15 protein-coding genes are annotated in these 23,289 nt (G+C 71.2%); 6 read left to right on the forward strand and 9 right to left on the reverse strand.

What is annotated here, in order from left to right:
• Window positions 1–546: 546 nt before the first annotated feature.
• Window positions 547–996: a PTS glucose transporter subunit IIA gene (locus AB0D49_RS39925; RefSeq protein ID WP_362768550.1), complete on the forward strand. Its 450-nt coding sequence runs from the start codon at window positions 547–549 to the stop codon at window positions 994–996.
• Window positions 997–1,075: 79 nt separating this feature from the next.
• Window positions 1,076–2,746, forward strand: coding sequence for a phosphoenolpyruvate--protein phosphotransferase (gene ptsP / locus AB0D49_RS39930; protein ID WP_362768553.1), 1,671 nt, complete (start codon window positions 1,076–1,078; stop codon window positions 2,744–2,746).
• A gap of 81 nt (window positions 2,747–2,827) precedes the next feature.
• Here ptsP and AB0D49_RS39935 read toward each other — a convergent pair whose 3' ends face one another.
• Complete coding sequence (locus tag AB0D49_RS39935; RefSeq protein WP_362768556.1) at window positions 2,828–3,727, reverse strand: hypothetical protein; 900 nt, start codon at window positions 3,725–3,727, stop codon at window positions 2,828–2,830.
• A gap of 177 nt (window positions 3,728–3,904) precedes the next feature.
• Window positions 3,905–5,872: an acetoacetate--CoA ligase gene (locus AB0D49_RS39940; protein WP_362768558.1), complete on the reverse strand. Its 1,968-nt coding sequence runs from the start codon at window positions 5,870–5,872 to the stop codon at window positions 3,905–3,907.
• Between the two features lie 202 nt (window positions 5,873–6,074).
• Between AB0D49_RS39940 and AB0D49_RS39945 the strand changes: the two genes are divergently transcribed.
• On the forward strand, window positions 6,075–8,450 hold the full coding sequence (locus AB0D49_RS39945) for a glycoside hydrolase family 31 protein (protein ID WP_362768561.1): 2,376 nt from the start codon (window positions 6,075–6,077) through the stop codon (window positions 8,448–8,450).
• On the opposite strand, the gene AB0D49_RS39950 is transcribed toward AB0D49_RS39945, so the two are convergent.
• On the reverse strand, window positions 8,444–8,977 hold the full coding sequence (locus tag AB0D49_RS39950; protein ID WP_362768564.1) for an NUDIX domain-containing protein: 534 nt from the start codon (window positions 8,975–8,977) through the stop codon (window positions 8,444–8,446). The two genes, AB0D49_RS39945 and AB0D49_RS39950, sit on opposite strands and share 7 nt — an antisense overlap.
• A gap of 60 nt (window positions 8,978–9,037) precedes the next feature.
• Window positions 9,038–9,850: a M15 family metallopeptidase gene (locus tag AB0D49_RS39955; protein ID WP_362768567.1), complete on the reverse strand. Its 813-nt coding sequence runs from the start codon at window positions 9,848–9,850 to the stop codon at window positions 9,038–9,040.
• 298 nt (window positions 9,851–10,148) lie between these two features.
• Between AB0D49_RS39955 and AB0D49_RS39960 the strand changes: the two genes are divergently transcribed.
• From AB0D49_RS39960 to AB0D49_RS39970, 3 genes are all read left to right on the forward strand, one after another.
• Window positions 10,149–10,574 (forward strand): zinc ribbon domain-containing protein, encoded by a 426-nt coding sequence (locus AB0D49_RS39960; protein ID WP_362768639.1) that lies wholly within the window; start codon window positions 10,149–10,151, stop codon window positions 10,572–10,574.
• Window positions 10,571–11,761, forward strand: a complete 1,191-nt coding sequence (locus tag AB0D49_RS39965) for a lipid-transfer protein (RefSeq protein WP_362768570.1) — start codon at window positions 10,571–10,573, stop codon at window positions 11,759–11,761. Before AB0D49_RS39960 ends, AB0D49_RS39965 begins: the two co-directional genes overlap by 4 nt.
• Window positions 11,762–12,074: 313 nt before the next feature.
• A complete protein-coding gene (locus AB0D49_RS39970; RefSeq protein ID WP_362768573.1) occupies window positions 12,075–13,727 on the forward strand; it encodes a GGDEF domain-containing protein in 1,653 nt (550 codons plus the stop codon).
• Between the two features lie 695 nt (window positions 13,728–14,422).
• On the opposite strand, the gene AB0D49_RS39975 is transcribed toward AB0D49_RS39970, so the two are convergent.
• The 5 genes from AB0D49_RS39975 to AB0D49_RS39995 all read right to left on the reverse strand — a co-directional run bounded on the left by AB0D49_RS39975 (window position 14,423) and on the right by AB0D49_RS39995 (window position 22,891).
• The gene (locus AB0D49_RS39975; RefSeq protein ID WP_362768576.1) at window positions 14,423–15,028 is read right to left on the reverse strand and encodes an ATP/GTP-binding protein; all 606 of its coding nucleotides are present in this window, start codon (window positions 15,026–15,028) and stop codon (window positions 14,423–14,425) included.
• Window positions 15,009–18,737, reverse strand: coding sequence for a hydantoinase B/oxoprolinase family protein (locus AB0D49_RS39980; protein WP_362768579.1), 3,729 nt, complete (start codon window positions 18,735–18,737; stop codon window positions 15,009–15,011). Before AB0D49_RS39980 ends, AB0D49_RS39975 begins: the two co-directional genes overlap by 20 nt.
• Window positions 18,738–18,866: 129 nt before the next feature.
• On the reverse strand, window positions 18,867–19,262 hold the full coding sequence (locus AB0D49_RS39985; RefSeq protein WP_362768582.1) for a DUF742 domain-containing protein: 396 nt from the start codon (window positions 19,260–19,262) through the stop codon (window positions 18,867–18,869).
• Window positions 19,263–19,271: 9 nt separating this feature from the next.
• Window positions 19,272–19,709 (reverse strand): roadblock/LC7 domain-containing protein, encoded by a 438-nt coding sequence (locus tag AB0D49_RS39990; RefSeq protein ID WP_362768585.1) that lies wholly within the window; start codon window positions 19,707–19,709, stop codon window positions 19,272–19,274.
• The gene (locus AB0D49_RS39995) at window positions 19,706–22,891 is read right to left on the reverse strand and encodes a nitrate- and nitrite sensing domain-containing protein (RefSeq protein WP_362768588.1); all 3,186 of its coding nucleotides are present in this window, start codon (window positions 22,889–22,891) and stop codon (window positions 19,706–19,708) included. The genes AB0D49_RS39990 and AB0D49_RS39995 overlap by 4 nt, the downstream gene beginning before the upstream one ends.
• Between the last annotated feature and the right edge of the window lie 398 nt (window positions 22,892–23,289).

Consider the following 23,289-nt stretch of genomic DNA (forward strand, 5'->3'; position numbering starts at 1 on the left):
CCGTAATCGGGACACACACACGAGAGCGGAACAGCCAGGCGGAATAAGCCCGACCGTTCACAGCGTCCTCGCTGTGTTATTTCAAAGGAACCTCGCCCCAGCATGATGCTGGAGACGGGGTATCAACATATCTGGCGTTGATTTTTGGCACGCTGTTGAGTTCTCAAGGAACGGACGCTTCCTTCGTACTCACCCTCTCGGGCTTTCCTCCGGGCGCTTCCCTTCGGTGTTCCAAACTCTATCAGTGTTTTTCCGTCCCCCTGACCACCCTCCTGCAGGCATGCAGAAGGCGACCCCGGGATAGGATCTGACAAGTTGGGTGCTGCTAGGCAGAGTCGCCTGGTGCGTTGCTCGACCTCAAGCAGGAGTACGACTGTACAGGTGGCTCCGGAGCGGGGGCAAACCGATTTGTGGTCGCTCCTGGAGTCGCGAACCCGGTCTCCTCATAGAGAACCGGGACTTCATATGACATACCCTGCTCAACAGTGTGCCGTCCGGGACAGGTAGTGACGGCTCAGATGAATCTCCACCCCTGGGAGGCTTCCCATGACCACCGTGTCGTCCCCAATCGCTGGACGCGCCATCGGACTGGCCTCGGTGCCCGATCCGGTTTTCTCCGGGGCCATGGTCGGCCCGGGTACCGCCATCGACCCCGTACGTGAACCCGGCGAGGCGGTTTCGCCTGTCGACGGCGTCATCGTCTCGCTGCATCCGCATGCCTTTGTCGTCGTGGACAGCGAGGGACATGGTGTGCTCACCCACCTCGGCATCGACACCGTGCAGCTGAATGGCGAGGGCTTCGAGCTGCTGGTGAACAAGGGGGACACCGTCACCCGTGGCCAGGTCGTCGTGCGCTGGAACCCTGCCGCGGTCGAGGCGGCCGGCAAGTCGCCGGTCTGCCCCATCGTGGCACTGGAGGCTTCGGCCGAGGCGCTGTCCGAGCTGCGTGAGGACGGCGACGTCAAGGCGGGCGACAGCCTCTTCGTCTGGCAGTGACGTCAGCGCCGTTCTCTTAACGGCCAGCAGGGCAACCACCACGGCGGCGGGACCCGCCGCACTATCGGAGACGGGTGAGATGGAGACAACGCTGCGAGGCGTCGGCGTGAGTCACGGCGTGGCGATCGGCGAGGTTCGGCACATGGGCACGGCGGTGCTGGAGCCGCCTGCCAAGCAGATCCCGGCGGAGGAGGCGGAGCGTGAGCAGGGGCGCGCCCGGCAGGCCGTCGATGCGGTGGCGGCCGATCTGATCGCGCGCGGCAATCTGGCGGGGGGCGAGGCCCAGGCCGTGCTTGAGGCGCAGGCTCTGATGGCTCAGGACCCCGAGCTGATGGCCGATGTGGATCGGCGGGTGGCGGTCGGCAGTACCGCGGAGCGTGCCGTGTACGACGCGTTCGCGGCGTACCGGGAGCTGTTGGCGGGTGCCGGTGAGTACCTGGCCGGGCGGGTGGCCGACCTGGACGATGTGCGGAACCGTATCGTCGCTCGGCTGCTCGGGGTGCCGATGCCTGGTGTACCGGACAGCGATGAGCCGTATGTGCTGGTCGCCCGGGATCTGGCGCCTGCGGACACGGCGCTGCTGGACCCGACGCTCGTGCTCGGTTTCGTCACCGAGGAGGGGGGTCCTACCAGCCACAGCGCGATTCTGGCGCGGGCGATGGGGGTGCCGGCCGTGGTGGCGTTGCCCGGTGCGGGTGAGCTTGCCGAGGGCACGATGATCGCGGTGGACGGTTCCAGCGGTGAGATCTTCGTGAACCCGACGAAGGAGAAGAAGGGGCAGCTGGAGGCTGCCGCGGCTGAGCGCAGGGCGGCGCTGGCGGCGTCGACCGGTCCCGGGGCCACCGCTGACGGGCACAAGGTGCCGTTGCTGGCGAATGTCGGCGGTCCTGGTGATGTGGCGGCGGCCGTCGAGGCGGGTGCCGAGGGTGTCGGGCTCTTCCGTACCGAGTTCCTGTTCCTGGACGACAGCAAGAACGCGCCGTCCGAGGAGAAGCAGGTCGAGGCGTACCGGAAGGTTCTGGAGGCGTTTCCGGAGAGCCGGGTCGTGGTGCGGGTGCTCGATGCCGGTGCCGACAAGCCGCTGGATTTCCTGACGCCTGCGGACGAGCCGAACCCGGCGCTGGGTGTGCGTGGTCTGCGCTCGTTGCTCGATCACCCGGATGTCCTGCGTACGCAGCTGACCGCGCTGGCCAAGGCCGCTGAGGGGCTGCCGGTCTACCTTGAGGTCATGGCGCCGATGGTCGCCGACCGGTCCGACGCCAAGGCGTTCGCCGACGCGTGCCGTGCGGCCGGGCTGCATGCCAAGTTCGGTGCCATGGTGGAGATTCCTTCGGCGGCGCTGCGGGCGCGGTCGGTGCTCCAGGAGGTGGAGTTCCTGTCGCTGGGGACCAATGACCTCGCGCAGTACACCTTCGCCGCGGACCGTCAGGTCGGGGCCGTGTCGCGGTTGCAGGACCCGTGGCAGCCGGCGCTGCTCGATCTGGTGGCGCTGTCCGCCGAGGCGGCGAAGGCCGAGGGCAAGAGCTGTGGCGTGTGCGGTGAGGCCGCCGCCGATCCGCTGCTGGCGTGTGTGCTGACCGGTCTGGGGGTCACCTCGCTCTCCATGGGTGCGGCGTCGATTCCGTATGTGCGGGCCGCGCTGGCGAAGTACACGCTGGCCCAGTGCGAGCGGGCGGCGGCTGCGGCGCGGGCTTCGGACAGTGCCGAGCAGGCGCGGGCGGCGGCGCAGGCGGTGCTGTCCGGCGAGTAGTCGCGTCGGGCGGCTGTGCGCTGTCGCGTGGTCGTCGGGTCTTCGAGGGGCTCCCCATCGTGTGGGGAGCCCCTCGTGGTGTCAGTGGTGGTGGCCGGGGGGCCGGTCGTCTCCGTTCATGCCCAGGTCGGGCGGTGCGCAGTAGTCGACGCCGGATTCGGGTGAGACGAGGTCTCCGGAGTCGACGTCGGTGCAGTAGGCGTCGAAGACCTCGCCTGCGGTGAGGGGTGCGAGGTCTTGGCCGCGCAGACGCCATCCGTAGACGCGGTCGGTGGTGTCGGGGGCGCTGGTGCGCATCACGAGTCCGCCTGGGTTGTGGGTCGCGAGGCCGACGGCGAGGACGGTGGTGAACTCCAGGGCTTCGTTCTCGTCGAGTTGTGTGGCGCCGGTGTCGTTCTGGTCGGCGTGGAGGACGGCCGAGAGCATTTCGGGTGTGCCGGAGACCGTGCACACGAGGTGGTGGTCGCCGGGTGGTGCCGTGTCGAGGACGCGGACGAGGAGGGCCGAGGCGCGGGCGAAGGCGGCTCGGCCGATGTCCTCGCCGCAGGTGGCACAGGTGCCGAGGCGGGCCAGGAGTGAGGAGGCGTAGTCCCAGGTGGCCTGGCGGACGGCTTCGTCGACGAGGGCCGGGACGAGGTCGGCCAGGGGTTGGCCTTCGTAGGGGAGGGTCGGCCCGGTGGTGGCGAGTTCCGCGGTGAAGCGGGCTCGGCTGGCCGGGATGTCCGGGTCGAGTCCGGCGTTCAGGCAGTACTCGGCGTACTCCTGTGGGTCGAAGAGCGCGAGGGTGGTGTGGCTGCCCTGGGAGGCTCGGGTTTTGAGCAGGCTCTCGACCTGCCGCAGGTAGGTGCGGTGGTCGTCGAAGACGAAGGTGGTGTAGCGGCGCATGCTGCGGAAGTCGTGTTCGTCGGTGAGCAGGCCGATGGTGCCGGCCACTTCGCGGCGCAGGACGCGTCGCATGGTCAGCTCGTCGGTGTGCGTCATGGTTTCCCCCTGAGTGCGGTCGATCAATGCTCACTCACAGTAACCGGCGGCACTGACAATCGGGGGTGGGAGTGATCGGGGGTGGGCTTTCAGGGGGTGTTTTGGCAGGTCAGGGGCGGGGGTGGGGTGGTGCGACTCCGGATCGTCCGTGGTCGCACCGTGCTGACCTTCCGTGGTTCAGCCGCGTGTGCGGGCCAGGTCTTCATAGAAGTGGAGGAGGTCGAGGTTGTCGATCGAGCCGGGGTTGACCGCCTTCTCCAGTGGGGTGCCCTGGAGGAGGCGTTTGACCGGGACCTCAATGCGTTTGCCGGTGAGGGTGTGGGGGATGCCGGGGACCTCGATGACTTCGTCGGGGACGTGGCGGGGTGAGAGCTGTTCGCGGATCGTCTGCTTGATGCGGGAGAGGAGGGTTTCGTCGAGCCGGGCTCCGGGGGCCAGGTGGACGAAGAGGGGCATCCAGTAGCCGCCGTCGGGCTGTTCGACGCCGATGACGAGGGATTCCTTGATCTCGGGGAGGCGTTCGACGGCTTCGTAGATGTCGGCCGAGCCCATGCGGACGCCTTGGCGGTTGAGGGTGGAGTCGGAGCGGCCGTGGATGATCACCGAGCCGTGCGAGGTGACGGTGATCCAGTCGCCGTGGCGCCAGACGCCGGGGTAGGTGTCGAAGTAGCTGTCGTGGTAGCGGCTGCCGTCGGGGTCGTTCCAGAAGCGGATCGGCATGGACGGCATGGGGTTGGTGACGACGAGTTCGCCGACCTCGTCGATCAAGGGGTTTCCGTCGGGGTCCCAGGACTGGAGGTCGGTGCCGAGGCAGGGTGCCTGGAGTTCGCCGATGTGGACGGGGAGCGTGGGGACGGCGCCCGCGAAACAGGAACACACGTCGGTGCCGCCGCTGACGGAGGCGATCCAGAGGTCGTCGTGGACCTCGTCGTGGAGCCAGCGGAAGCCGTCGGGCGGCAGCGGGGAGCCGGTGGTGGCCACACAGCGGACCGAGGAGAGGTCGTGGTCGCGGCCGGGCTGCACGCCCGCTTTGCGGCAGGCCATGACATAGGCGGCGGAGGTGCCGTAGAGCGTGGCGCGGGTGCGTTCGGCGACGCGCCACTGGGCGCCGGTGTCCGGGTAGCCGGGGCTGCCGTCGTGCAGGACGATCGTGGTGCCGGTGAGCAGGCCGGAGACGAGGAAGTTCCACATCATCCAGCCGGTCGACGTGTACCAGTAGAAGCGGTCTTCGGGGCCCAGGTCGCAGTGCAGGCCGAGTTGTTTGAGGTGTTCGACGAGGATGCCGCCCTGGGACTGGACGATGGCCTTGGGCAGGCCGGTGGTGCCGGAGGAGTAGAGCACCCACAGGGGGTGGTCGAAGGGGACCGGTTCATAGACGGGGTCCGTGTCCGCGCTGGTCAGGGTCGACCATTCCAGGGTGCCCTCGGGGGCCTCGGTGCCGAGCAGGGGGATGTGGACGACCGCGCGGAGGGTGGGCAGGTCGCGGCGGAGTTCGGCGACGGTGTCGCGGCGGTCGTGTTCCTTGCCGCCGTAGCGGTAGCCGTCGACGGTGAAGAGGATGACGGGCTCGACCTGCTGGAAGCGGTCCAGGACGCTGCGGGCGCCGAAGTCGGGGGCGCAGGAGGTCCAGACGCCGCCTACGGCTGCCGTGGCGAGCAGGGCGACCACGGCCTGCGGGATGTTCGGCAGGTAGGCGCAGACGCGGTCGCCGGGGCGTACGCCGAGGGCACGTAGTTCGGCGGCGAGGGAGCCGACCTGGCGGCGGAGGTGTGCCCAGGTGACCGGTTGTGGTTCATGGGTTTCGTCGACGCAGAGGAGGGCGGTTTCGTCGGGGCGGTCGTCGGCGGCGCGCAGGGCGTGCTCGGCGTAGTTGAGGGTCGCTCCGGGGAACCACCGGGCGCCGGGCATGTCGCGGCTGCCCAGAACCCGCGTATAGGGGCTGGAGAACCGTACGTCGAACCATGCGGTGACGGCCTTCCAGAAGCCCTCCATGTCGGTGACGGACCACTGGTGCAGGGCCGGGTAGCCGCCGTCGGCGGGGGCGCCGTGGTGCTGGGCCGCCCATGCCTGGAACGCGGTGATCCGCGCCTGGGCGATGCGCTGTGTATCGGGCTCCCAGAGGGGCGGAGGGGTGGCGGTCGACATGTGATGGCTCCCGGACTCTGCGCGTCATGGTGTCGTTCGCCGACGGCGGCGCGACACGGCTCATGGGGACGATGCCATGTGATCGACTAGTACACCAGGGTCTGCCCCACATAGTCCGCCTCGTGAAGATGTGCTCCCAGCACGGGTGAACGGCAGTTGAACGGTGCACCCGCGTGGGCGTGTCGATGGCAGGCTGAACAGCATGGATGGTCGTGACCTGGTGCGTTCGGTGAAGTCGGTCGGTGCTGCGGGGGCAGCCCACGGGTTGCGCACCGTACGCGCGGCGTGGCGCAGGAAGCGGGTGGACGCGGCCGGGCTGCCGGAGCGGGGCGCGGAGCGGGCTCGGGTGCCGGGGCCTGTCGTGGAGGTGGAACCGGGTCCTGGTGGGGGGCTGATCCGGTTCACGCGCTCGGAGCTGCGGATCATGGTCGCGGTGAACGGGACGGTGTTCTGGGGCTGGGACGGGGCCGCTCCGGAGCCGTCCTACGCCCTGGCCGGGGCGTGTCCGGAGCCGGACCCACGGGCCGTGCTGGAGCCGGACAAGGACGGTGGCTGGCGGGTGGTGGCCGAGCGGGTGACGCTGGTCGTCTCGCGGCACGGGGCGGTCGAGGTGCTCACGCCGGGTGGGGTCACTCTGCGCCGGGAGCATCCGCCGCGCTGGTGGGAACCGGTGCAGGGGGGTGTGGCGCGCTGGATGCAGCGTTCGGAGGTGGCGGCGGACGCCCGGTTCTTCGGGCTCGGCGGGCGCGCCGCGGGGCCGCGGCTGCGGGACGGGACGTACCGCCTGTGGAACAGCGATCCAGGGCGGGCGTTCGGGCCGGGCGACGATCCGCTGTATCTCACGATGCCGGTGCAGTTGGTGGTGGCCGACGCCTCGACGCATCTGATCTTCTACGACACGTCCTGGGACGGGTCGGTGACGCTGGCGGAGGGCGAGGAGGGGGCCGGGTCGGGACACGACCGGGCCGGGACGAGCGAGCTGCGTATGGACGGCGGTTCGCTGCGCTGTTGGGTGATGGTGGGGACGCCCGCGCGTGTCCTGCTGTGCTGGGCCTCGCTGACGGGAGCGCCCGCGCTGCCGCCGGTGTGGGCGCTGGGACATCATCACGCGCGCTGGGGGTTCGGCAGTGAGCGGGAGGTGCGCCGGATCGTGTCCGGCTACCGGGAGCGCGGGCTGCCGCTGGATGCCGTGCATCTGGACATCGACCATTTCGACGAGCGGCGGACGTTCACGGTCGATCCTGAGCGTTTTCCCAAGCTGCCGGAGCTGGCGGAGGAGCTGCGGCAGGAGGGAATCCGGCTGGTGTCGATCGTGGATCCGGCGGTCGAGGCGGAGCCGGGGAACGCGCTGTATGACAGCGGTACGGCCGGGGACGTCTTCGTGCGGGACGCGTCGGGGCAGGTGGTGCGGGGGGTGGTGTGGCCCGGGGAGTCGGTCTTTCCCGACTTCACGGACGCGCGGGTGCGTGCCTGGTGGGGCAGGCAGTACGAGGAGCGTCTGGCGCAGGGGTTCGCCGGTTTCTGGCACGACATGAACGAGCCGACGTCGTTCACGGCGTTCGGGGAGTCCACCTTGCCGAGGTCGGCGCGACACGCCCTGGAGGGCCGTGGGGGCGACCACAGGGAGGCGCACAACGTGTACGCCCTGGGCATGGCAAGGGCGGCCTACGAGGGGTTGCGCGAGTTGTGTCCGCAGGAGCGGCCGTTCGTGTTCTCGCGGGCGGGCTGGGCCGGGATGCAGCGCTACGGCGGTACATGGTCGGGGGATGTGGCGACCGGCTGGCCGGGGCTGCGGGCGTCGCTGGCGCTGGTCATGGGGCTGGGGCTGTGCGGGGTGCCGTACTCGGGGCCGGACGTGGGCGGCTTCGACGGTTCCCCGTCGCCGGAGCTGTATCTGCGGTGGTTCCAGTTGGGCGCCTATGTGCCGCTGTTCCGTACGCACGCGAGTCTGCGGGCCGGGCGGCGTGAGCCGTGGGAGTTCGGGTCGGATGTGCTGGCGTACGCGCGCGACGCGCTGATCGAGCGCAGGCGGCTGCTGCCCTACTTCGTGACGCTGGCGCATCTGGCGCGGCGGACGGGGGCGCCATATGTGCGGCCTCTGTGGTGGGGGGCGCCCGAGGACCGGGCGTTGCGGGACTGTGAGGACGCGTTCCTGCTGGGGGATGCGCTGCTGGTGGCGCCGGTGCTGGACCCGGGTGCGGACCGCAGGGCGGTGCAGTTGCCGCGCGGCCGGTGGTACGACACGGCGACGGAGCGGGTGTACGAGGGGCCTGGGCAGGTGGTCGTGGAGGCGCCCTTGGCGCGGATTCCGGTGCTGGCCCGCGCGGGCGCCGTCCTTCCGGTGCGGGGGAAGGACGGCGGACTGGAGCTGGAGGTGTGGGCTCCCGCGCGGGGGCGGACCGGCAGTGGGCTGGTGGTGGCGGACGGCGGCGACGGGTGGGACGAGCCGGAGATCGAGCGGTACTTCACCCGCTGGGAGGGCTCACGCGTGGTCGTGGAGCGGGAGCGGGAGGTCGGGCCGGTCGAGCCGCCCCATCCGGTACACATCCGGGGGCTGCCCCCGAAGCCCGCTCAGTAGCGGCCCTCGAACCAGGCCCTCGCGGCGAGTGTGTGCAGCGGGAAGGCCAGTTCCTCGGGCCTGCGCAGCAGGTGCCAGCCCTCGGTCTCGTCGGTGGCCGCCGACGGGGGCAGTCCGTCCGCCGGGCGTTCCGGGAGGAGGCCGAACAGCAGCAGGTGGCCGTCGGGCGCGCTCATGGCGTCGACGAGCCGGACGTCGCGGCTCGCCGCGTCGATGCCGGTCTCCTCCTTCAGCTCCCGGACGACGGCGTGGCGCCAGTCCTCACGGTCGTCGATGAAGCCGCCGGGGAGCGCGATGCCGCCCAGGGCGGGGGCGATGGTGCGCGTGATGACGACCAGGGCGGTGCCCTGGGTGTCGTACACGGGCTGGAGTGCCACCGCGACCGGCAGGGGGTTGCGGTAGGCCACGGTGCCGCACGAGGGGCAGGTGCGGGGCCAGCCGGTGATGCCCTTTCCATAGGGCGCCCCGCAGCTCGAACAGTGGCTGTCGACCGCGGAGTTGGAGGTGGGTTGTGGGTTCTCGGACACGTCGCGGACTGTATCCGATGGTGTGGTGTGCGTCTCTCCGCGCGGGGGCGTTCGTCCTTGTCATGCCCTTTTGGTGAGGGATTTCCATGCCACGGGGAAGTCGAAGTAGGTGTCGGGGTAGGGCTCGGGGCGGTAGGTGAAGTGCCACCACTCCTCGGGGAGGTTCACGAAACCGACGTCTTCGAGAGTGTTCTTCAGCAGGAGCCGGTTGGCGCGTGGGGCGCCCTGGACGCGCGGGTCGAGGGTGTGTGAGCGGGTGTCGAAGCAGTCGTAGCCGGTTCCCATGTCCACCGAGTTGTCGGGGAAACGCCGGTCCTTGGGGGCATGGCAGGGGACGAGGGGTTCGCCGGGGACGTAGGGCCTGGTGGGGCGTGCCGGGAGCGCGACGAGGGTGAGGTCGACGGTGGAGCCGCGGCTGTGGCCGGACTTCTCGGCGATGTAGCCGTCCGCGAAGAGGCGGGACTTGTCGACGTCCGGGTAGAACTCGCGCTTCATGGCGTCGTCGTCCAGGTCCTCGGCCCAGCGGACGAAGTGGTCGACGGCGCGCTGGGGGCGGTAGCAGTCGTACACCTTGAGCGCGTAGCCCTGGCGGAGCAGGGCCCTTTGGGCGGTGCGGAGGGCTTCCGCGGCGGGGCGGGTGAGGACGCACAAGGGCTGGCGGTAGCCGTCGATGGGCTCGCCCACGAAGTTGTGCGGGGTGGTGTAGCGGATCTCCTCGATGATCGTCCGGTCGACGGTGCGCAGGGCGACGAAGTCGGCGGGGGCGGTCAGGGCGCCTGCCGGGCGGGCGGAGGCCGGGGTGGCGGTGAGGGCCAGCAGCAGGGCTGTGAGGGCGCCGGTGAGGGCTCGCGGCACGGTGGGGAGTCGTGTCATGGGCTCTGCGTCTATCAGGCGGCTGGGGTGAGACGGAAGCGGTCGCGCGGAGCGGGGTGCCGGTGTGTCCGGATTCAGTCTGTGGGGCGGGGTGCGGGCGGTGGGTCGAGGACTGCTGCGGAGGGGGTGCGGCGGGCTTCTGTGGTGGTTCGGCCTGGGGTGAGGTGCGGTCGGTGGTGGCGTGGCGTGGGGGTGCTGCCCTCTGCCCCTTCGACGTGGCCCGTGGCAGACTTCTAGTTTCTGATGGATCGTCAGTTACTGGAGTTCGGGAGGGGTTATGGCACGGGTGCGCACTCCTGTGGTGGCCGGTTGGTTCACGGGGGACGGCGAAGACTTCCGTCTGCTCGGTACGCGGTGCTCCGCCTGCACCGCGCTCTTCTTCCCGCGCGAGGACGCGTGGTGCCGTAATCCGGCCTGTGGTGGTGGGGATCTGGTCGAGGTACCGCTGTCGCGGCGCGGGCGGATCTGGTCGTACACCGACAGTCGATATCGGCCACCGTCACCCTATGTGACGAATCCGGAACTTCCGTGGGAGCCGTGCGCGTTGATCGCTTCAGAACTGGCGGAGGACCGGATCGTGATTCTGGGGCAGGCACCGCCGGGGGTCACCGTCGCGGATCTGAAGGTGGGCATGGAGGTAGAGGCGGTGTCGGGCGTGCTCCACGAGGACGCGGAGACGACCTGGTTGACCTGGTACTGGCGGCCTACGGGGGTGGCGGCATGACAAGGGATGTGGCGGTGCTCGGCGCGGGGATGCATCCCTGGGGCAAATGGGGGCGCGGCTTCGTGGAGTACGGGGTGGTGGCCGCGCGGGCGGCGCTCGCGGATGCCGGAGTGGAATGGCGGGACGTCGATGCGATCGTGGGCGCGGACACGGTGCGTGGCGGGTATCCGGGCTATGTGGCCGGCGCCTCGTTCGCCAAGGCGCTCGGCTGGCAGGGGGCCCGGGTCACGAGCGTCTACGCGGCCTGCGCGTCGGGCGCCCAGGCCGTGGGAGCCGCGCGGGCCCAGATTCTGGCGGGGCTGGCCGATGTCGTGCTTGTGGTGGGGGCGGATGCCGCTCCCAAGGGCTTCTTCCGGCCGGCCGGCGGGGATCGCCCCGAGGACGCCGACTGGCTGAGGTTCCGGCTGATGGGGGCGACCAACCCGACGTACTTCGGGCTCTACGCCCGCAGACGGATGGCGGTGCATGGGGACACCGTGGCGGATTTCGCGCAGGTCAAGGTGAAGAACGCCGCCATGGGGGCGCTGAACCCGTACGCGCGCTACCGCTCGCGGGTCACGGCCGAGGAGGTGGCGGCCTCGCCGGTGGTCGCCGATCCGCTGCGGCTGCTGGACATCTGCGCCACGTCGGACGGCGGTGCGGCCCTGGTGCTGTCCAGTGTGGAGTTCGCGCGGCGGCACGGGGTGGCCGACCCGGTGCGCATCAGAGCGGTGTCGACGGTCACGCCCCGCTATCCGAGCACGGTGCTGGATCTGCCGGACATCGCGACGGACTCGGCGGTCGCGGTCGAGCCCGATCCGGTGACCTTCCGGGCGTCGATCGCTCGCGCGGCCTACGAGGAGGCGGGGATCGGGCCCGAGGACCTGTCGCTGGCGGAGGTGTACGACCTGTCCACCGCGCTGGAGTTGCAGTGGTACGAGGATCTCGGGCTGTGCGGTGCGGGCGAGGCGGCGAAGCTGCTGCGGGACGGGGCGACGACACGGGGCGGACGCATACCGGTGAACGTGAGCGGCGGGCTGGCCTCGTTCGGTGAGGCGGTGCCCGCGCAGGCCATCGCGCAGGTGTGTGAAGTGACGTGGCAACTGCGAGGGGAGGCGGGTGAGCGGCAGATCGAGGGGGCCCGGGTGGGGATCACGGCGAATCAGGGACTGTTCGGACATGGTTCGGCGGTGGTCGCGGTGCGGTGAGGGACCGTCGGGTGAGCGAGTGGGTGACTCGTGGCCCGCGCTTGTGGTCAGCGCCTAGGCGCTCGTCGTCGTTTCGCATGGCGGTGAGGGTCGTGGCGTGGAACGGGGCTCGTCCTCGTATCGCCTGGACGTGAGGGTCGTGAACCGGGGCTCGTCCTCGTGTCGCCGGGACGTGAGGTTCGTGGACCTGGGCGCGAGGGGCGTGCCACCGGGGCGGGAAGGGGGATCGCACGCTATGTGATCAGCTCGGAATCCTGCGTGAACGTCTTATGAACTGCGCCTGGGCGTGCGCCTTGGGAGTCATCATGCTCCCGTGCGCTCCTGGTCGGACTCTCTCCGCTTCGCGTTCCAGCCCGTGGTCAATCTGACCACCGGGGGGATCGCCGCACTGGAGATCCTGGCCCGCCCGGAGGCCGGTGACATCCTGGCCGAGGCCCGGCGGGATCCCGAACGGGACAGCGCGCTGGCCGTGTTGGCGCTGCGGGCGGCGGTGCGCAAGGAGGCGATGCTGCCGCTGCACGTCAATGTGTTCGCGGGCACGCTCGCCGATCTCGGTGGACTCACCCCGCTGCACGACGCGGTGCGGCAGGCCGGTCGTCTGCCGTGGGAGGTCACGGTGGACGTCGTGCCGCCCTACACGCATGTGCCGCAGCAGGCGCTGCTGGAGGCGGTGGGCGCGTTGCGGGAGCAGGGGCTCCGGATCAGCGCGGACGGGGTCGGGGACGGGGATGTGCCGCTGCGGCTGCTCACGGATCTGGCGCCGGACCTGGTGAAGCTCGACGCGTCGCTGCTGGCGCGCCGCGCGGCGGTGAAGTCGATGCGGACCCTGTGCGAGGAGATGGGCGCGCTGCTCGCCGTCGAGGGCGTGGAGACGGAAGGGCAGTGCGCGGCGGCGCAGTCGGCGGGGGCGCAGTTGGCGCAGGGGCAGCTGTTCGCGCCGCCGGCCCGGCTGCCGGTGGCGGACGTGTATGTGCCGCCCGTCTCCCCCGCTCCGGAGGCGGTACGGCGGTCGGGGCCGTCGGTGCGGGAGTTCGTGCGGCCCGCCGCGCTGCTGCCGGACACGGCGTCGGCCGGTCATGTGCGGGCGTTGCTGACCGGGTCGCCCGACGTCTCGGGGGTGCTGCTGGTGGACCGGGACGGGACGCCGGTGCGGTCGGTGCACCGGTCGCGGTTCCTGCTGTCGATGTCCGGGCGCTATGGACACGCCCTGTACGCGGACCGGCCCGCGGCCAAGCTGGGCGATCCGCCGCGCACGGTGGGGGTGCACGCCACGGCGTGGGAGGTGCTGGACGTGGTGGCCGACGGGGACCGCTCCCGTACGTCCGACGATGTCGCCGTGGTCGACGGGCACGGGCGGTGCGTGGGGGTCGTACGGCTGGCCGATCTCGTGCGGGCGCTGTCCGAGACACGGGTGGAGGAGGCGGCCGGGCTCAATCCGCTCACGCGGCTGCCGGGGTCCGACTCCATCACGGACGAGGTGGACCGGCGGATAGCGGACGGCTGGACGTTCACGCTGAGCTGGCTGGATGTCGATCACTTCAAGCAGGTGAACGACGGGGCGGGGTTCGCGGCCGGGGACGAGTTGATCCGGTCGGTGGCAGGGATGCTGCAAGGTGCGGCCACCGGGAGTATGCGGGTGGGGCATATCGGCGGGGACGACTTCCTGGTCCTGGCTGATCCGGAGGCGCTCGATCCGATGGTCACGTCGGTGCTGGACGTGCCGTTGTCCGCGGGTGGGCTGCCGGTGACGCTGTCGCTGGCGACGGTGGTGTGCGTTCCGGGGAGCGTGGCCGATCACCGGGAGGCGGCGGCGTGTCTGGCGCCGCTGAAGAAGGCGGCCAAGGCCCTCGACGGGGCGAGCTGGGTGCTGGGGCGGGCCGGGTCGCCGGGGCATGAGGTCCGTCGGGGCGCAGGGCCTTCGCCGGGGCGATGGGGGTACGCGGCGGCGGAGCCGGGGCGAGGTTGAGCGGGCGCGGGGTCGGTGGGGAGGGGGCGGTCAGCACCGGCTTGGGCCGAGTTCGGTTTGCAGGCACGGGGTAGCGGGGTGTGCGTGGGCGTCGTCCGTGGAGGCGCTCAGGCGGGCTCTGCGGGCTCGGGGCGTGCTTCCCGGCCCATCGGTCGGCGCGAGCCGCCCGGCGTGGCTCACGGATGCCGTGGGGGCGTCCTCGGACTCGTGTCACGGATGGTGTCGGCGACCTTGACGGTCCGTGGGGCTCGGTTGACACTTCCGGTGTCAGTTGACATCGCCGTACATCTCGGCTTATACCGGCGCGCGTCGCGGGTCCACTGACCGTCAGGGGGCCGTTCTCCATGGGTGATGTGGCCGTCGCCGCGCGCTCGACACCGGCGACAGGCGGGACGCGGGACGCGTTCTGGCGGCGGACGTCGCCGCACGGCTCAGGGGCGTCGCTGAAGGTCTGGGCCGGCTGGATCGCCCGATCCGGTCACAGCGAGTGGCAGGATCGTTTCCTCGGACGGGCCGGGACTGCGGTGGCGCACTGCTGCTTCGGGAGCACGGTGGCCTGGTGCCGGGGCGATGGCGGCGAAGGGGTTCCCTAGGAGCCCGGTTCGGTGGCCGCGACATGTGCGGCGCCTTGGAGCAGCGGCCCGTACCCCGGTCGGCGGGGGTACGGGCCGCGTCTCGTCGCGTGGGAGCGCCGCTCAGGTGGTCACCTTCTGGCGGCGGGTCGCCGCGGCGGCCATCGCGTGCTGGACGACGCCGATGAGGACCTCCTTCACGGACTCGCGGTCCCGCGCGTCGCAGAGTACGACCGGGACACCGTGGTCCAGGTCGAGTGCCTGGCGGACCGCCGTGGCCGGGTAACGGGCGGCTCCTTCGAAGCAGTTGACACCGACCACGAACGGGATGGAACGCCGTTCGAAGTAGTCCACGGCGGCGAAGCAGTCCTCCAGGCGCCGCGTGTCGGCGAGCACGACGGCGCCCAGGGCCCCTTCCGACAGTTCGTCCCACATGAACCAGAAGCGCTCCTGGCCGGGCGTACCGAAGAGGTACAGCACCAGGTCCTCGCGCAGGGTGATCCGGCCGAAGTCCATGGCGACGGTCGTGGTGTGCTTGCCCTCCACACCGCTGGTGTCGTCGACCGGGCGGCCCGCCTCGGTGAGCAGTTCCTCGGTGCGCAGTGGCCTGATCTCGCTGACCGCGCCGACCAGCGTGGTCTTGCCCACGCCGAAGCCGCCGGCCACCAGGATCTTGAGCGTGACGGGCTCGACCGGGGTTTTGACGCGCTCAGTTCGCCCGAGCTTCATCGGTCTCTTCTCCTGCTCGATGGGGTTCGGTCGGCGGGGGCCCGTAGCCTCCGCCGCCGGGGGTCTCGACGACGAGCACGTCGCCGGGTCCGACGTCCGTGGCGTCGCTGCCGCCCAGTGGGGTGACCGTACCGTCCGCACGCTCGATCCGGTTCGTGCCGAGCGCACCGGGTTCGCCGCCGTTCATGCCGTACGGGGGCATTCTGCGGTGCTGGGACAGCGTGGAGACCGTCATGGGCTCGCGGAAGCGGATCCGGCGTACGGCGCCGTCCCCGCCCCTCCAGCGGCCCGCTCCGCCGCTTCCCCGTCGTACGGCGAACTCGTCCAGGAGCACGGGCAGCCGCCACTCCAAGACTTCGGGGTCGGTGAGGCGTGAGTTGGTCATGTGGGTCTGTACGACATCGGCGCCGGGGAATCCGTCGCCCGCGCCGGAACCGGAGCCGACAGTCTCGTAGTACTGGTGGCGCGCGTTGCCGAAGGTGACGTTGTTCATGGTGCCCGATCCCTCCGCCTGGACGCCGAGAGCGGCGTACAGGGCGCCGGTGATCGCCTGGGAGGTCTCCACATTGCCCGCGACCACGGCGGCGGGCGGCTCGGGCGAGAGCATCGAACCCGGTGGTACGACGATCCGCAGGGGGCGCAGACAGCCGTCGTTCAGGGGGATGTCGTCGGCGACCAGGGTGCGGAAGACGTACAGGACGGCGGCGTTGACGACGGCGTAGGGGGCGTTGAAGTTGGTGGGCAGTTGTGCCGTGGTGCCGGTGAAGTCGATGGTCGCGGAGCGGTCCGCGCGGTCGACGCCGATCCGGACGCGGATGATCGCGCCGGAGTCGGTCTCGTAGGCGTAGGTGCCCTCTTCGAGGGCGTCGATCACTCGGCGCACCGCGTCCTCGGCGTTGTCCTGGACGTGCCGCATGTATGCCTGGACGACGTCGAGCCCGAAGTCGTCGATCATGCGGGTGACTTCGTCGACGCCCTTGCGGTTGGCGGCGATCTGGGCCCTGAGGTCGGCGAGGTTGGTCTGGGGGTTGCGGGACGGGTGGGGTCCCTCGGTGAGGAGTCGGAGGGTCTCCGCCTCGCGGAAGCGGCCGTTCTCGGCGAGCGGCCAGTTGTCGAAGAGGACGCCCTCCTCGTCGATGGTGCGGCTGTCGGCCGGCATGGAGCCCGGTGCGATGCCGCCGATCTCGGCGTGGTGGCCCCGGGAGGCGACATAGAACAGGATCTGGTCACGCTGCGTGGCATCTGTGGGGTCGGTGCCGAAGACCGGGGTGATCACGGTGACGTCGGGCAGGTGGGTGCCGCCGTGGTAGGGGTCGTTCACGGCGTAGGTGTCGCCGGGCCGCATGGCGGAGCCGCGGCGACGGATGACCTCCTTCACGCTGGTGCCCATCGAACCCAGGTGGACGGGGATGTGCGGGGCGTTGGCCACCAGGTTTCCATCGGGATCGAAGAGGGCGCAGGAGAAGTCCAGCCGCTCCTTGATGTTGACGGACTGGGCGGTCGACTCCAGCCGGGCGCCCATCTGTTCGGCGATCGACATGAAGAGGTTGTTGAAGACCTCCAGCAGAACCGGATCGACTTCCGTGTCGAGATCGGAACTCTGCGTGACGGCCGTGCGTTCCATGACCAGATGCCCGTGGTGGTTCGCGGCGGCCCGCCAGCCGTCGTCGACGACGGTCGTCGCACCGGCCTCGGTGATGATCGCCGGGCCGGTGACGCTCTCACCGGGCGGCAGTGTCTCGCGGCGGTACAGACGTACGTCGCGCCAGGCACCGCCGGTGTGCAGGCGCACGGTGTCGGGTGGGGCGGGGCGGCCTTCGTACGGGGCGAGGGCCGAGAGATCGGGGGGTTGGGTGATTCCGGTGGCTTCGACCGAGAGGGCTTCCACGACGATCGGGCGGTCTAGCGTGAAGGAGTACGTGGCGCGATGACGTTCCTCGAAGGCGGCCCGCATGGTGTCCGGTCCGGTGAGCCGGACGGTGAGGGTGGTGTCGGTTCCGTCGTAGCGGAGCTGTGCGGTGCGGACGGTCTGGATGCGGTCCTCGGGGACGTCCTCCGCGCGGAGTTCGGCGCGGGCCGCCTCTTCCAGGCGGTCGGCGGTGGCGCGGATGCCGGTCATGGCGGCGGGTTCCAGAAGGGCCTCGACGGACTGTTCGCGCATGGCGGTGGTGTCGGCGAGGCCGATACCCAGCGCGGACAGGACTCCTGCCATGGGCGGGACCAGCACGGTGCGGATGCCCAGCGACTCGGCGACCATGCAGGCGTGCTGGCCGCCCGCGCCGCCGAAGGTGGTGAGCGCGTAGCGGGTGACGTCGTGGCCCTGCTGGACGGAGATCCGCTTCACGGCGTTGGCGATGTTGGCCACCGCGATCCGGAGGTAGCCCTCGGCGACCTGTTCCGGGGTGCGGTCGTCGCCGGTGCTCCCGCGGATCTCCGCGGCGAGGGCGGTGAAGCGCTCACGGACGGTGGCGGCGTCGAGGGGCTGATCTCCGTCGGGGCCGAACACCGCGGGGAAGTGGGCGGGTTGAATCCGGCCGAGCATGACGTTGGCGTCGGTGACGGTGAGCGGGCCGCCGCCCCGGTAGGAGGCGGGGCCCGGGTCCGCGCCCGCCGAGTCCGGCCCTACCCGGTAGCGGGAGCCGTCGAAGTGCAGGATCGAGCCGCCCCCCGCGGCCACGGTGTGGATGTCGAGCATGGGCGAGCGCAGCCGGACACCGGCGATGCGGGTGGTGAAGACGCGCTCGTACGCGCCCGCGAAGTGGGAGACGTCGGTGGAGGTGCCGCCCATGTCGAAGCCGATCACCCGGTCGTGTCCGGCGAGCCGCGACATGCGCGCCATGCCGACGATCCCTCCGGCGGGCCCGGACAGCACGGCGTCCTTGCCGCGGAACTGACCGGCCTCGGCGAGCCCGCCGTTGGACTGCATGAACATCAGCCGTACGCCGTGCAGTTGGTCGGCGACGCGGTGGACGTAGCGGCGCAGGACGGGCGAGAGGTAGGCGTCGACAACGGCGGTGTCCCCGCGCGGGACGAGTTTCATCAGAGGGCTGACCTCGCTGGACAGCGAGATCTGCGGGAAGCCGATACGGGCCGCCAGCGCGCCGACGGCCTGTTCGTGGGCGGGATGCAGGTGGCTGTGCAGACAGACCACGGCGACCGCGCGGAAGCCGTCCTCGTACGCCTGGCGGAGGGGCCCGTCCAGGGCGTGCAGATCGGGCGGGCGCAGGACCGTGCCGTCGGCCGTCATCCGCTCGTCGACCTCGACGACCCGTTCGTACAGTGGTTCGGGCAGGTCGATGCGGCGGGCGAAGATGCGGGGGCGGTTCTGGTAGGCGATGCGCAGGGCGTCGCGGAAGCCGCGGGTGATGATCAGCAGGGTCCGTTCGCCCTTGCGTTCGAGCAGGGCGTTGGTGGCGACGGTGGTGCCCATCCGGACTGCGTCCACGGGGTCGTGGGAGCCGTCCAGCAGGGCCTGTACGCCGGCCACGGCGGCGTCGGGGTAGCGCGCGGGGTTCTCGGAGAGCAGCTTGTGGGTGAGGAGCGTTCCGTCGGGGCGGCGGGCGACGATGTCCGTGAAGGTCCCGCCCCGGTCGACCCAGAACTGCCAGCCCGTCGTCACCTTGGCCTCCTGGATCGCGCTGCTCGCCACCGTCCCGGTGGGCCGTCGTTCGCGGGGCCGCGCGGGGGTGTCGACGATCGGTCGGATCATATCGGCAGGGGTGGGGCGGCGCCTGTCGTGCCGGGGGCGGCGGGAGCCGGGATCGCGCCCGGTGAGGGAGGCGCTGAGCAGGTCGGCGGAGGCGCGGCCGGTGGCCGGTCCGCGCCTCCGGGTGCCCGGTCAGAGCGCCCGGAGGCCGTTGATCACATCGCGCAGCACACTCTCGTCCGGCAGTTCGGCGGGCGGCACCGGGCGGTTCACATGGACGAGGCCGCTGTCCACAAGGTCGCCGACGAGGACCCGTACCACGCCGATCGGCAGATTGAGTTCGGCGGCGAGTTCCGCGACCGACTGGGGGGCCCGGCGGCACAGGTCGACGATGTCCACGTGCTCCGGGGACAGCGAAGCGTCGGTGTCGGGGTCGTCCGTGTGCGGTTCCGCGACGACCACCGCGATCAGGTCGAGCCGATGCTGGGCCGCGTGCCGGGTACGGCCACGGGTCATCGCGTACGGGCGGACCACCGGTCCGGCGTCGTCGTCGAACCAGTGGCTTCTTGCCTCACCGTCTGCGCTCATGTCATCCCACTACCCGCCCGCGGACAGATCGGTGCGCGGAGCGGCGCCCAGATGTACACCGACCCGCTTGACGAGCAGCGTCATCTCGTAGGCGACCTGGCCCACATCGGAGTCGGCGTCGGAGAGCACGGCGAGACAGCTGCCGTCGCCGGCCGCGGTGACGAACAGGAAGGCGTCGTCCAGCTCGACCACCGTCTGCCGGACGCTCCCGGCGTCGAAGTGGCGGCCCACGCCTTTGGCGAGGCTGTGGAAGCCGGAGGCGACGGCGGCGAGGTGCTCGCCGTCCTCCCGGGTGAGGTCCTTGGACACTCCGGTGGCCAGGCCGTCGCCGGAGAGCACGACGGCCTTGTGGATGCTGGCGACGCGGTCCACCAGGTCGTCGAGGAGCCAGTTCAGCTCCCCCGACCGGTTGCTGGTGGAGTGGCCGGTCGGCTTCGGTGCGGTCATCGACCGTCCCCCTTTGTCGTTCCTTGTGGTGCTGTGCCGCTCTGGGGCTCGTCGCCCGCGGCGTTCTCCTCACGGCCGCGCTGCCAGCCTCGCTGGAGCGAGGCCATGCGGCTGCGGACCTCGTCGGCGTCCCGCTCGTCAGGTGCGGCGGGGGTCTCGGTACGCCGTTCGGGGATGTTGCGCAGTTGGGGGGCCAGGTTGGCCTGTCGGACCCGGCGGGGAAGGGCGCCCAGGTCGGTGGGGGTGCCTTCGGTGGCGTCACCCGGTGCGCCGGTGGGGGCGGGCTGTGCGGAACCCGGCGCCGCCAGGCTCGGCGGGGTGGGCCCCGTACGCCGCGGGCCGCTCGGGGCGGCGGGGTGGCGGTGGGTGCCGGTGAAGGGGAGCGGGTTCGCCGGGCGGGCGTCGCCGATGCCCCGGAGGCCGTCCGCGCGAGGGCTGCTGCCGGTGGTGCGGAAGGTGTCGTCGCCGCGCGGGTTCCGGCTCTCGGGTCGGCCCGCGCCGCCGTCGGGGCTGTCTCCGGCGTGCGGGGCTGTGCCGTCGCGGGCGTCGCCGGTGCCTCGGAAGCGGTGCGCGCCGAGCAGTTCGGCGGGGTCGCCGTCGCCGCCGTCCGGGGTTCCGGTGCCGATGGGGCCGGTGGTCGTCCGGTCCGGGTCGGTGGTGTCTCGGGCCCGGCGGGGCAGGGCGGGGGGTCCCGCGGGCGGATCGGCGGACGGGCCGCCCGCGAGGTCGGGGCGCTCGGGGCCGTGTCCGGCGCCGATGGCTCCCGTCGGCCCGGCCGTCGTGCGGCGTACGGGTCCGGTGTCGCGGCGGCGGGCCGGGAGCGGTGTCGCGGGGTCGTCGGGGCCGGGGCGTGCGGGGGCCGACGCGGTGCTCTCCGGGGTGCTCGGGCGGCGGGTGCGCTGGTCGTTGACGGGGCGGCCGTGGGAGCTGACCAGCTTCGGGGTGTGGCGGCGGGGCAGCGGAAGCGGGGCGCCGGTGTCGTCGGCGTCGTCCGGGTCCGTGGCGCCGCGGGGTCCCGGGACCCCGCCCGGTGTGCGGGTGAGGTCGTCGTCGCGGAGGAAGGAGCGGGGGCGGAAGATGCCGCCGCGTTCGGTGTCGTCGTCACCGAGCGCGCCGGGGAAGTCCTGGATCGCGTCGAGGCCGACGGGGGCCTCCAGTTCGACGGGGCCGTCGAGGAGGGAGGCGGGCAGGCCCGGGAGCTGGACCGGCCGCTGGGACGGATCGGCGTGGAGAGCGTCCTTGGCCGGGCGGGGCCGGTCGAGCCGGAAGCCCGTGCCGTTGGTGTCGGGCACCTCGTCGGTGAGCAGCGCGTCGGGGATGAAGACGACGGCGGTGGTGCCGCCGTACGGGGAGGTCTGGAGGGAGACCCGGACGTTCTGGCGCTGGGCCAGGCGGCTGACGACGAAGAGGCCGAGGCGGTCGGTGTCGGAGAGTTCGAACTCGGGGGTCTCGGCGAGCCGCAGATTGGCGTCCAGCAGCGCTTCGGCCGCCATGCCCAGTCCACGGTCGTGGATCTCCAGGGTGAAGCCGTTGGCCACCCGGTCGCCGACCACCTGGACGGCGGTGTGGGGCGGGGAGAACACGGTGGCGTTCTCCAGGAGTTCGGCGACGAGATGGGTGAGGTCGGCGACGGCCGGTCCGGTGACGGCGGTCCGGGGCAGTCGGCGGACCTCGATGCGCTCGTAGTCCTCGACCTCGGCGACGGCGGCGCGGACCACGTCCATGAGCTGGATCGGCTTGCGCCACTGCCGGGAGGGGGCGGCGCCGGAGAGGATCACGAGGCCCTCGGCGTGGCGGCGCATACGGGTGGTGAGGTGGTCGAGGCGGAAGAGGTCGGCGAGTTCCTCGGTGTCCTCGGTGCGGCGTTCCATCGTGTCGAGGAGCGTGAGCTGCTTGTGCAGCAGGACCTGGCTGCGGCGGGCGAGATTGACGAAGACCTCGGAGACCCCGGAGCGGAGTTCGGCCTGCTTGACGGCGGCTTCCACGGCGGCGCGCTGGAGCGTGTTGAGGGCCTGGCCGACCTCGCCGATCTCGTTCCTGTCGTACTCCAGGCGCGGGACCTCGGTCTCCACGTCGACCTGTTCGCCCGCGGAGAGGCGGCGCATCACGCTGGGGAGCCGCACGCCGGACGCTTCGTGCGCGTCCAGACGCAGCTGGCGCAGATCGCGGATGAGGGCGCGGCCGATCCGTACGGACACGACGAGGGAGAGGAGCAGTGCGGCCACTCCGAGGGCGGCGGAGAAGGCGACGCGGACGATGACACCGGTGGCGATGGGGCGGACGCGGTCCTGATAGCGGTCGGACGCCTCGTCGTTGAGGGTGCCGAGCTGGTCGAGGACCTTGCCGGCGGCCTCGTCCCAGTCACCGGCGTCGACACTGCGCGGGGTGCCGGTGCCGGAGGCGAGGGCGGACTCCTCGGCGACGCGGAGCGGGGCGGTGTCGGCGTTCTTCCAGAAGCGGTCGTAGCGGTCGCGTTCGGCGGAGGGCAGCAAGGGGAGGTTGACGTCGTAGGTCAGGCTGCGCTGGGCGACGAGGTCGGTGATGTCGCGGAGCTCGGCGGCGGAGAGGCTGCCGACGACGAGTGCGGAGCCGAGCAGGGCGTCCTCGCGGGCGAGGAGTTCCCGGGCGCGGGAGAGTCCGACGAGTGCGCGGTACTGCTTGTCGAGTTCGACGTCCTCGACCGCGTGGAGGTTGGTGAGCAGGGTGTAGCACGGGTCGATCAGCCGGTTGTAGAGGTCGAGGGCCTGGCTGCGATTGACCGTGCCGTCCTCGACGCTGCGGCGCAGCGACCAGATCCCGTCGAAGGCTTCGAGGACCGTGGTCAGCCGGTCGCCGGTGGCGGTGCCCATGGCGTCGCGGATACCGGGGTCGTCCGCGTTCTTGCGCAGTTCGCCCACGGCCGCGTCGGTGGCGGCGCGGGTGCGGCGGAGCGCGGCGAGACCGTCGGAGTCACGGGGATCGGCCAGGTGCACAAGCGTCTGGCGGCGCTCCTGCTGGAGTACCCGCACGGTGTCCTCGGTCGGATAGCCGACGTCCTCGACTACGGCCGAGGCGGTGAACAGTCCGCTGGCCTCCCGGCCCGTGAGCACCATGCCGAAGGCCCACAGCGCGGTCATGGAGATCAAGGGCACGAGCAGCAGCGCCACGATCTTCCTGCGGATGGACTTCCCGCGAAAGCGCATGGCCTCCCCCAGCGACAACCCCCACCGGAAGGGGGTCATAAGTGCGTCAACAAACGGCGCGAGCCTACTACCGACACACAGGTAACTCGAAGAGCCATCCGGAGGCCGAACGTCCACCGCTGCGACAAGCCGGGACAAGACAGGGGGAGTTGTCCGGTCATTGCGGGAGATTGTGTGCGCCACCACGGTTGTCACCGGACGGATCGGGACGACTCTGTGACATCCGGTGTTGGCCGGAAGTTTTCGATGCGAGGGAATCTTCGAGGCGCCTCGTTCGTCCTTCTCTATGGGAAATGGGGACGGAATCGGCCACACGAGCCGTATCCCGCCCCCTGGCGGCGTAAATCAGCGCAAGCCGGGCAGCCACTGTGGGCTGGTCCTTCGGGCCGGGGCAGGCG

It is taken from the genome of Streptomyces sp. NPDC048290 (assembly GCF_040652095.1).
Classification (GTDB): domain Bacteria; phylum Actinomycetota; class Actinomycetes; order Streptomycetales; family Streptomycetaceae; genus Streptomyces.

Coding starts and splice junctions, on each gene's coding strand:
- AB0D49_RS39925 (WP_362768550.1), top strand. CDS start 547: ATGACCACCGTGTCGTCCCCAATCGCTGGACGCGCCATCGGACTGGCC.
- ptsP (WP_362768553.1), top strand. CDS start 1,076: ATGGAGACAACGCTGCGAGGCGTCGGCGTGAGTCACGGCGTGGCGATC.
- AB0D49_RS39935 (WP_362768556.1), bottom strand. CDS start 3,727: ATGACGCACACCGACGAGCTGACCATGCGACGCGTCCTGCGCCGCGAA.
- AB0D49_RS39940 (WP_362768558.1), bottom strand. CDS start 5,872: ATGTCGACCGCCACCCCTCCGCCCCTCTGGGAGCCCGATACACAGCGC.
- AB0D49_RS39945 (WP_362768561.1), top strand. CDS start 6,075: ATGGATGGTCGTGACCTGGTGCGTTCGGTGAAGTCGGTCGGTGCTGCG.
- AB0D49_RS39955 (WP_362768567.1), bottom strand. CDS start 9,850: ATGACACGACTCCCCACCGTGCCGCGAGCCCTCACCGGCGCCCTCACA.
- AB0D49_RS39965 (WP_362768570.1), top strand. CDS start 10,571: ATGACAAGGGATGTGGCGGTGCTCGGCGCGGGGATGCATCCCTGGGGC.
- AB0D49_RS39975 (WP_362768576.1), bottom strand. CDS start 15,028: ATGAAGCTCGGGCGAACTGAGCGCGTCAAAACCCCGGTCGAGCCCGTC.
- AB0D49_RS39980 (WP_362768579.1), bottom strand. CDS start 18,737: ATGATCCGACCGATCGTCGACACCCCCGCGCGGCCCCGCGAACGACGG.
- AB0D49_RS39985 (WP_362768582.1), bottom strand. CDS start 19,262: ATGAGCGCAGACGGTGAGGCAAGAAGCCACTGGTTCGACGACGACGCC.
- AB0D49_RS39990 (WP_362768585.1), bottom strand. CDS start 19,709: ATGACCGCACCGAAGCCGACCGGCCACTCCACCAGCAACCGGTCGGGG.
- AB0D49_RS39995 (WP_362768588.1), bottom strand. CDS start 22,891: ATGCGCTTTCGCGGGAAGTCCATCCGCAGGAAGATCGTGGCGCTGCTG.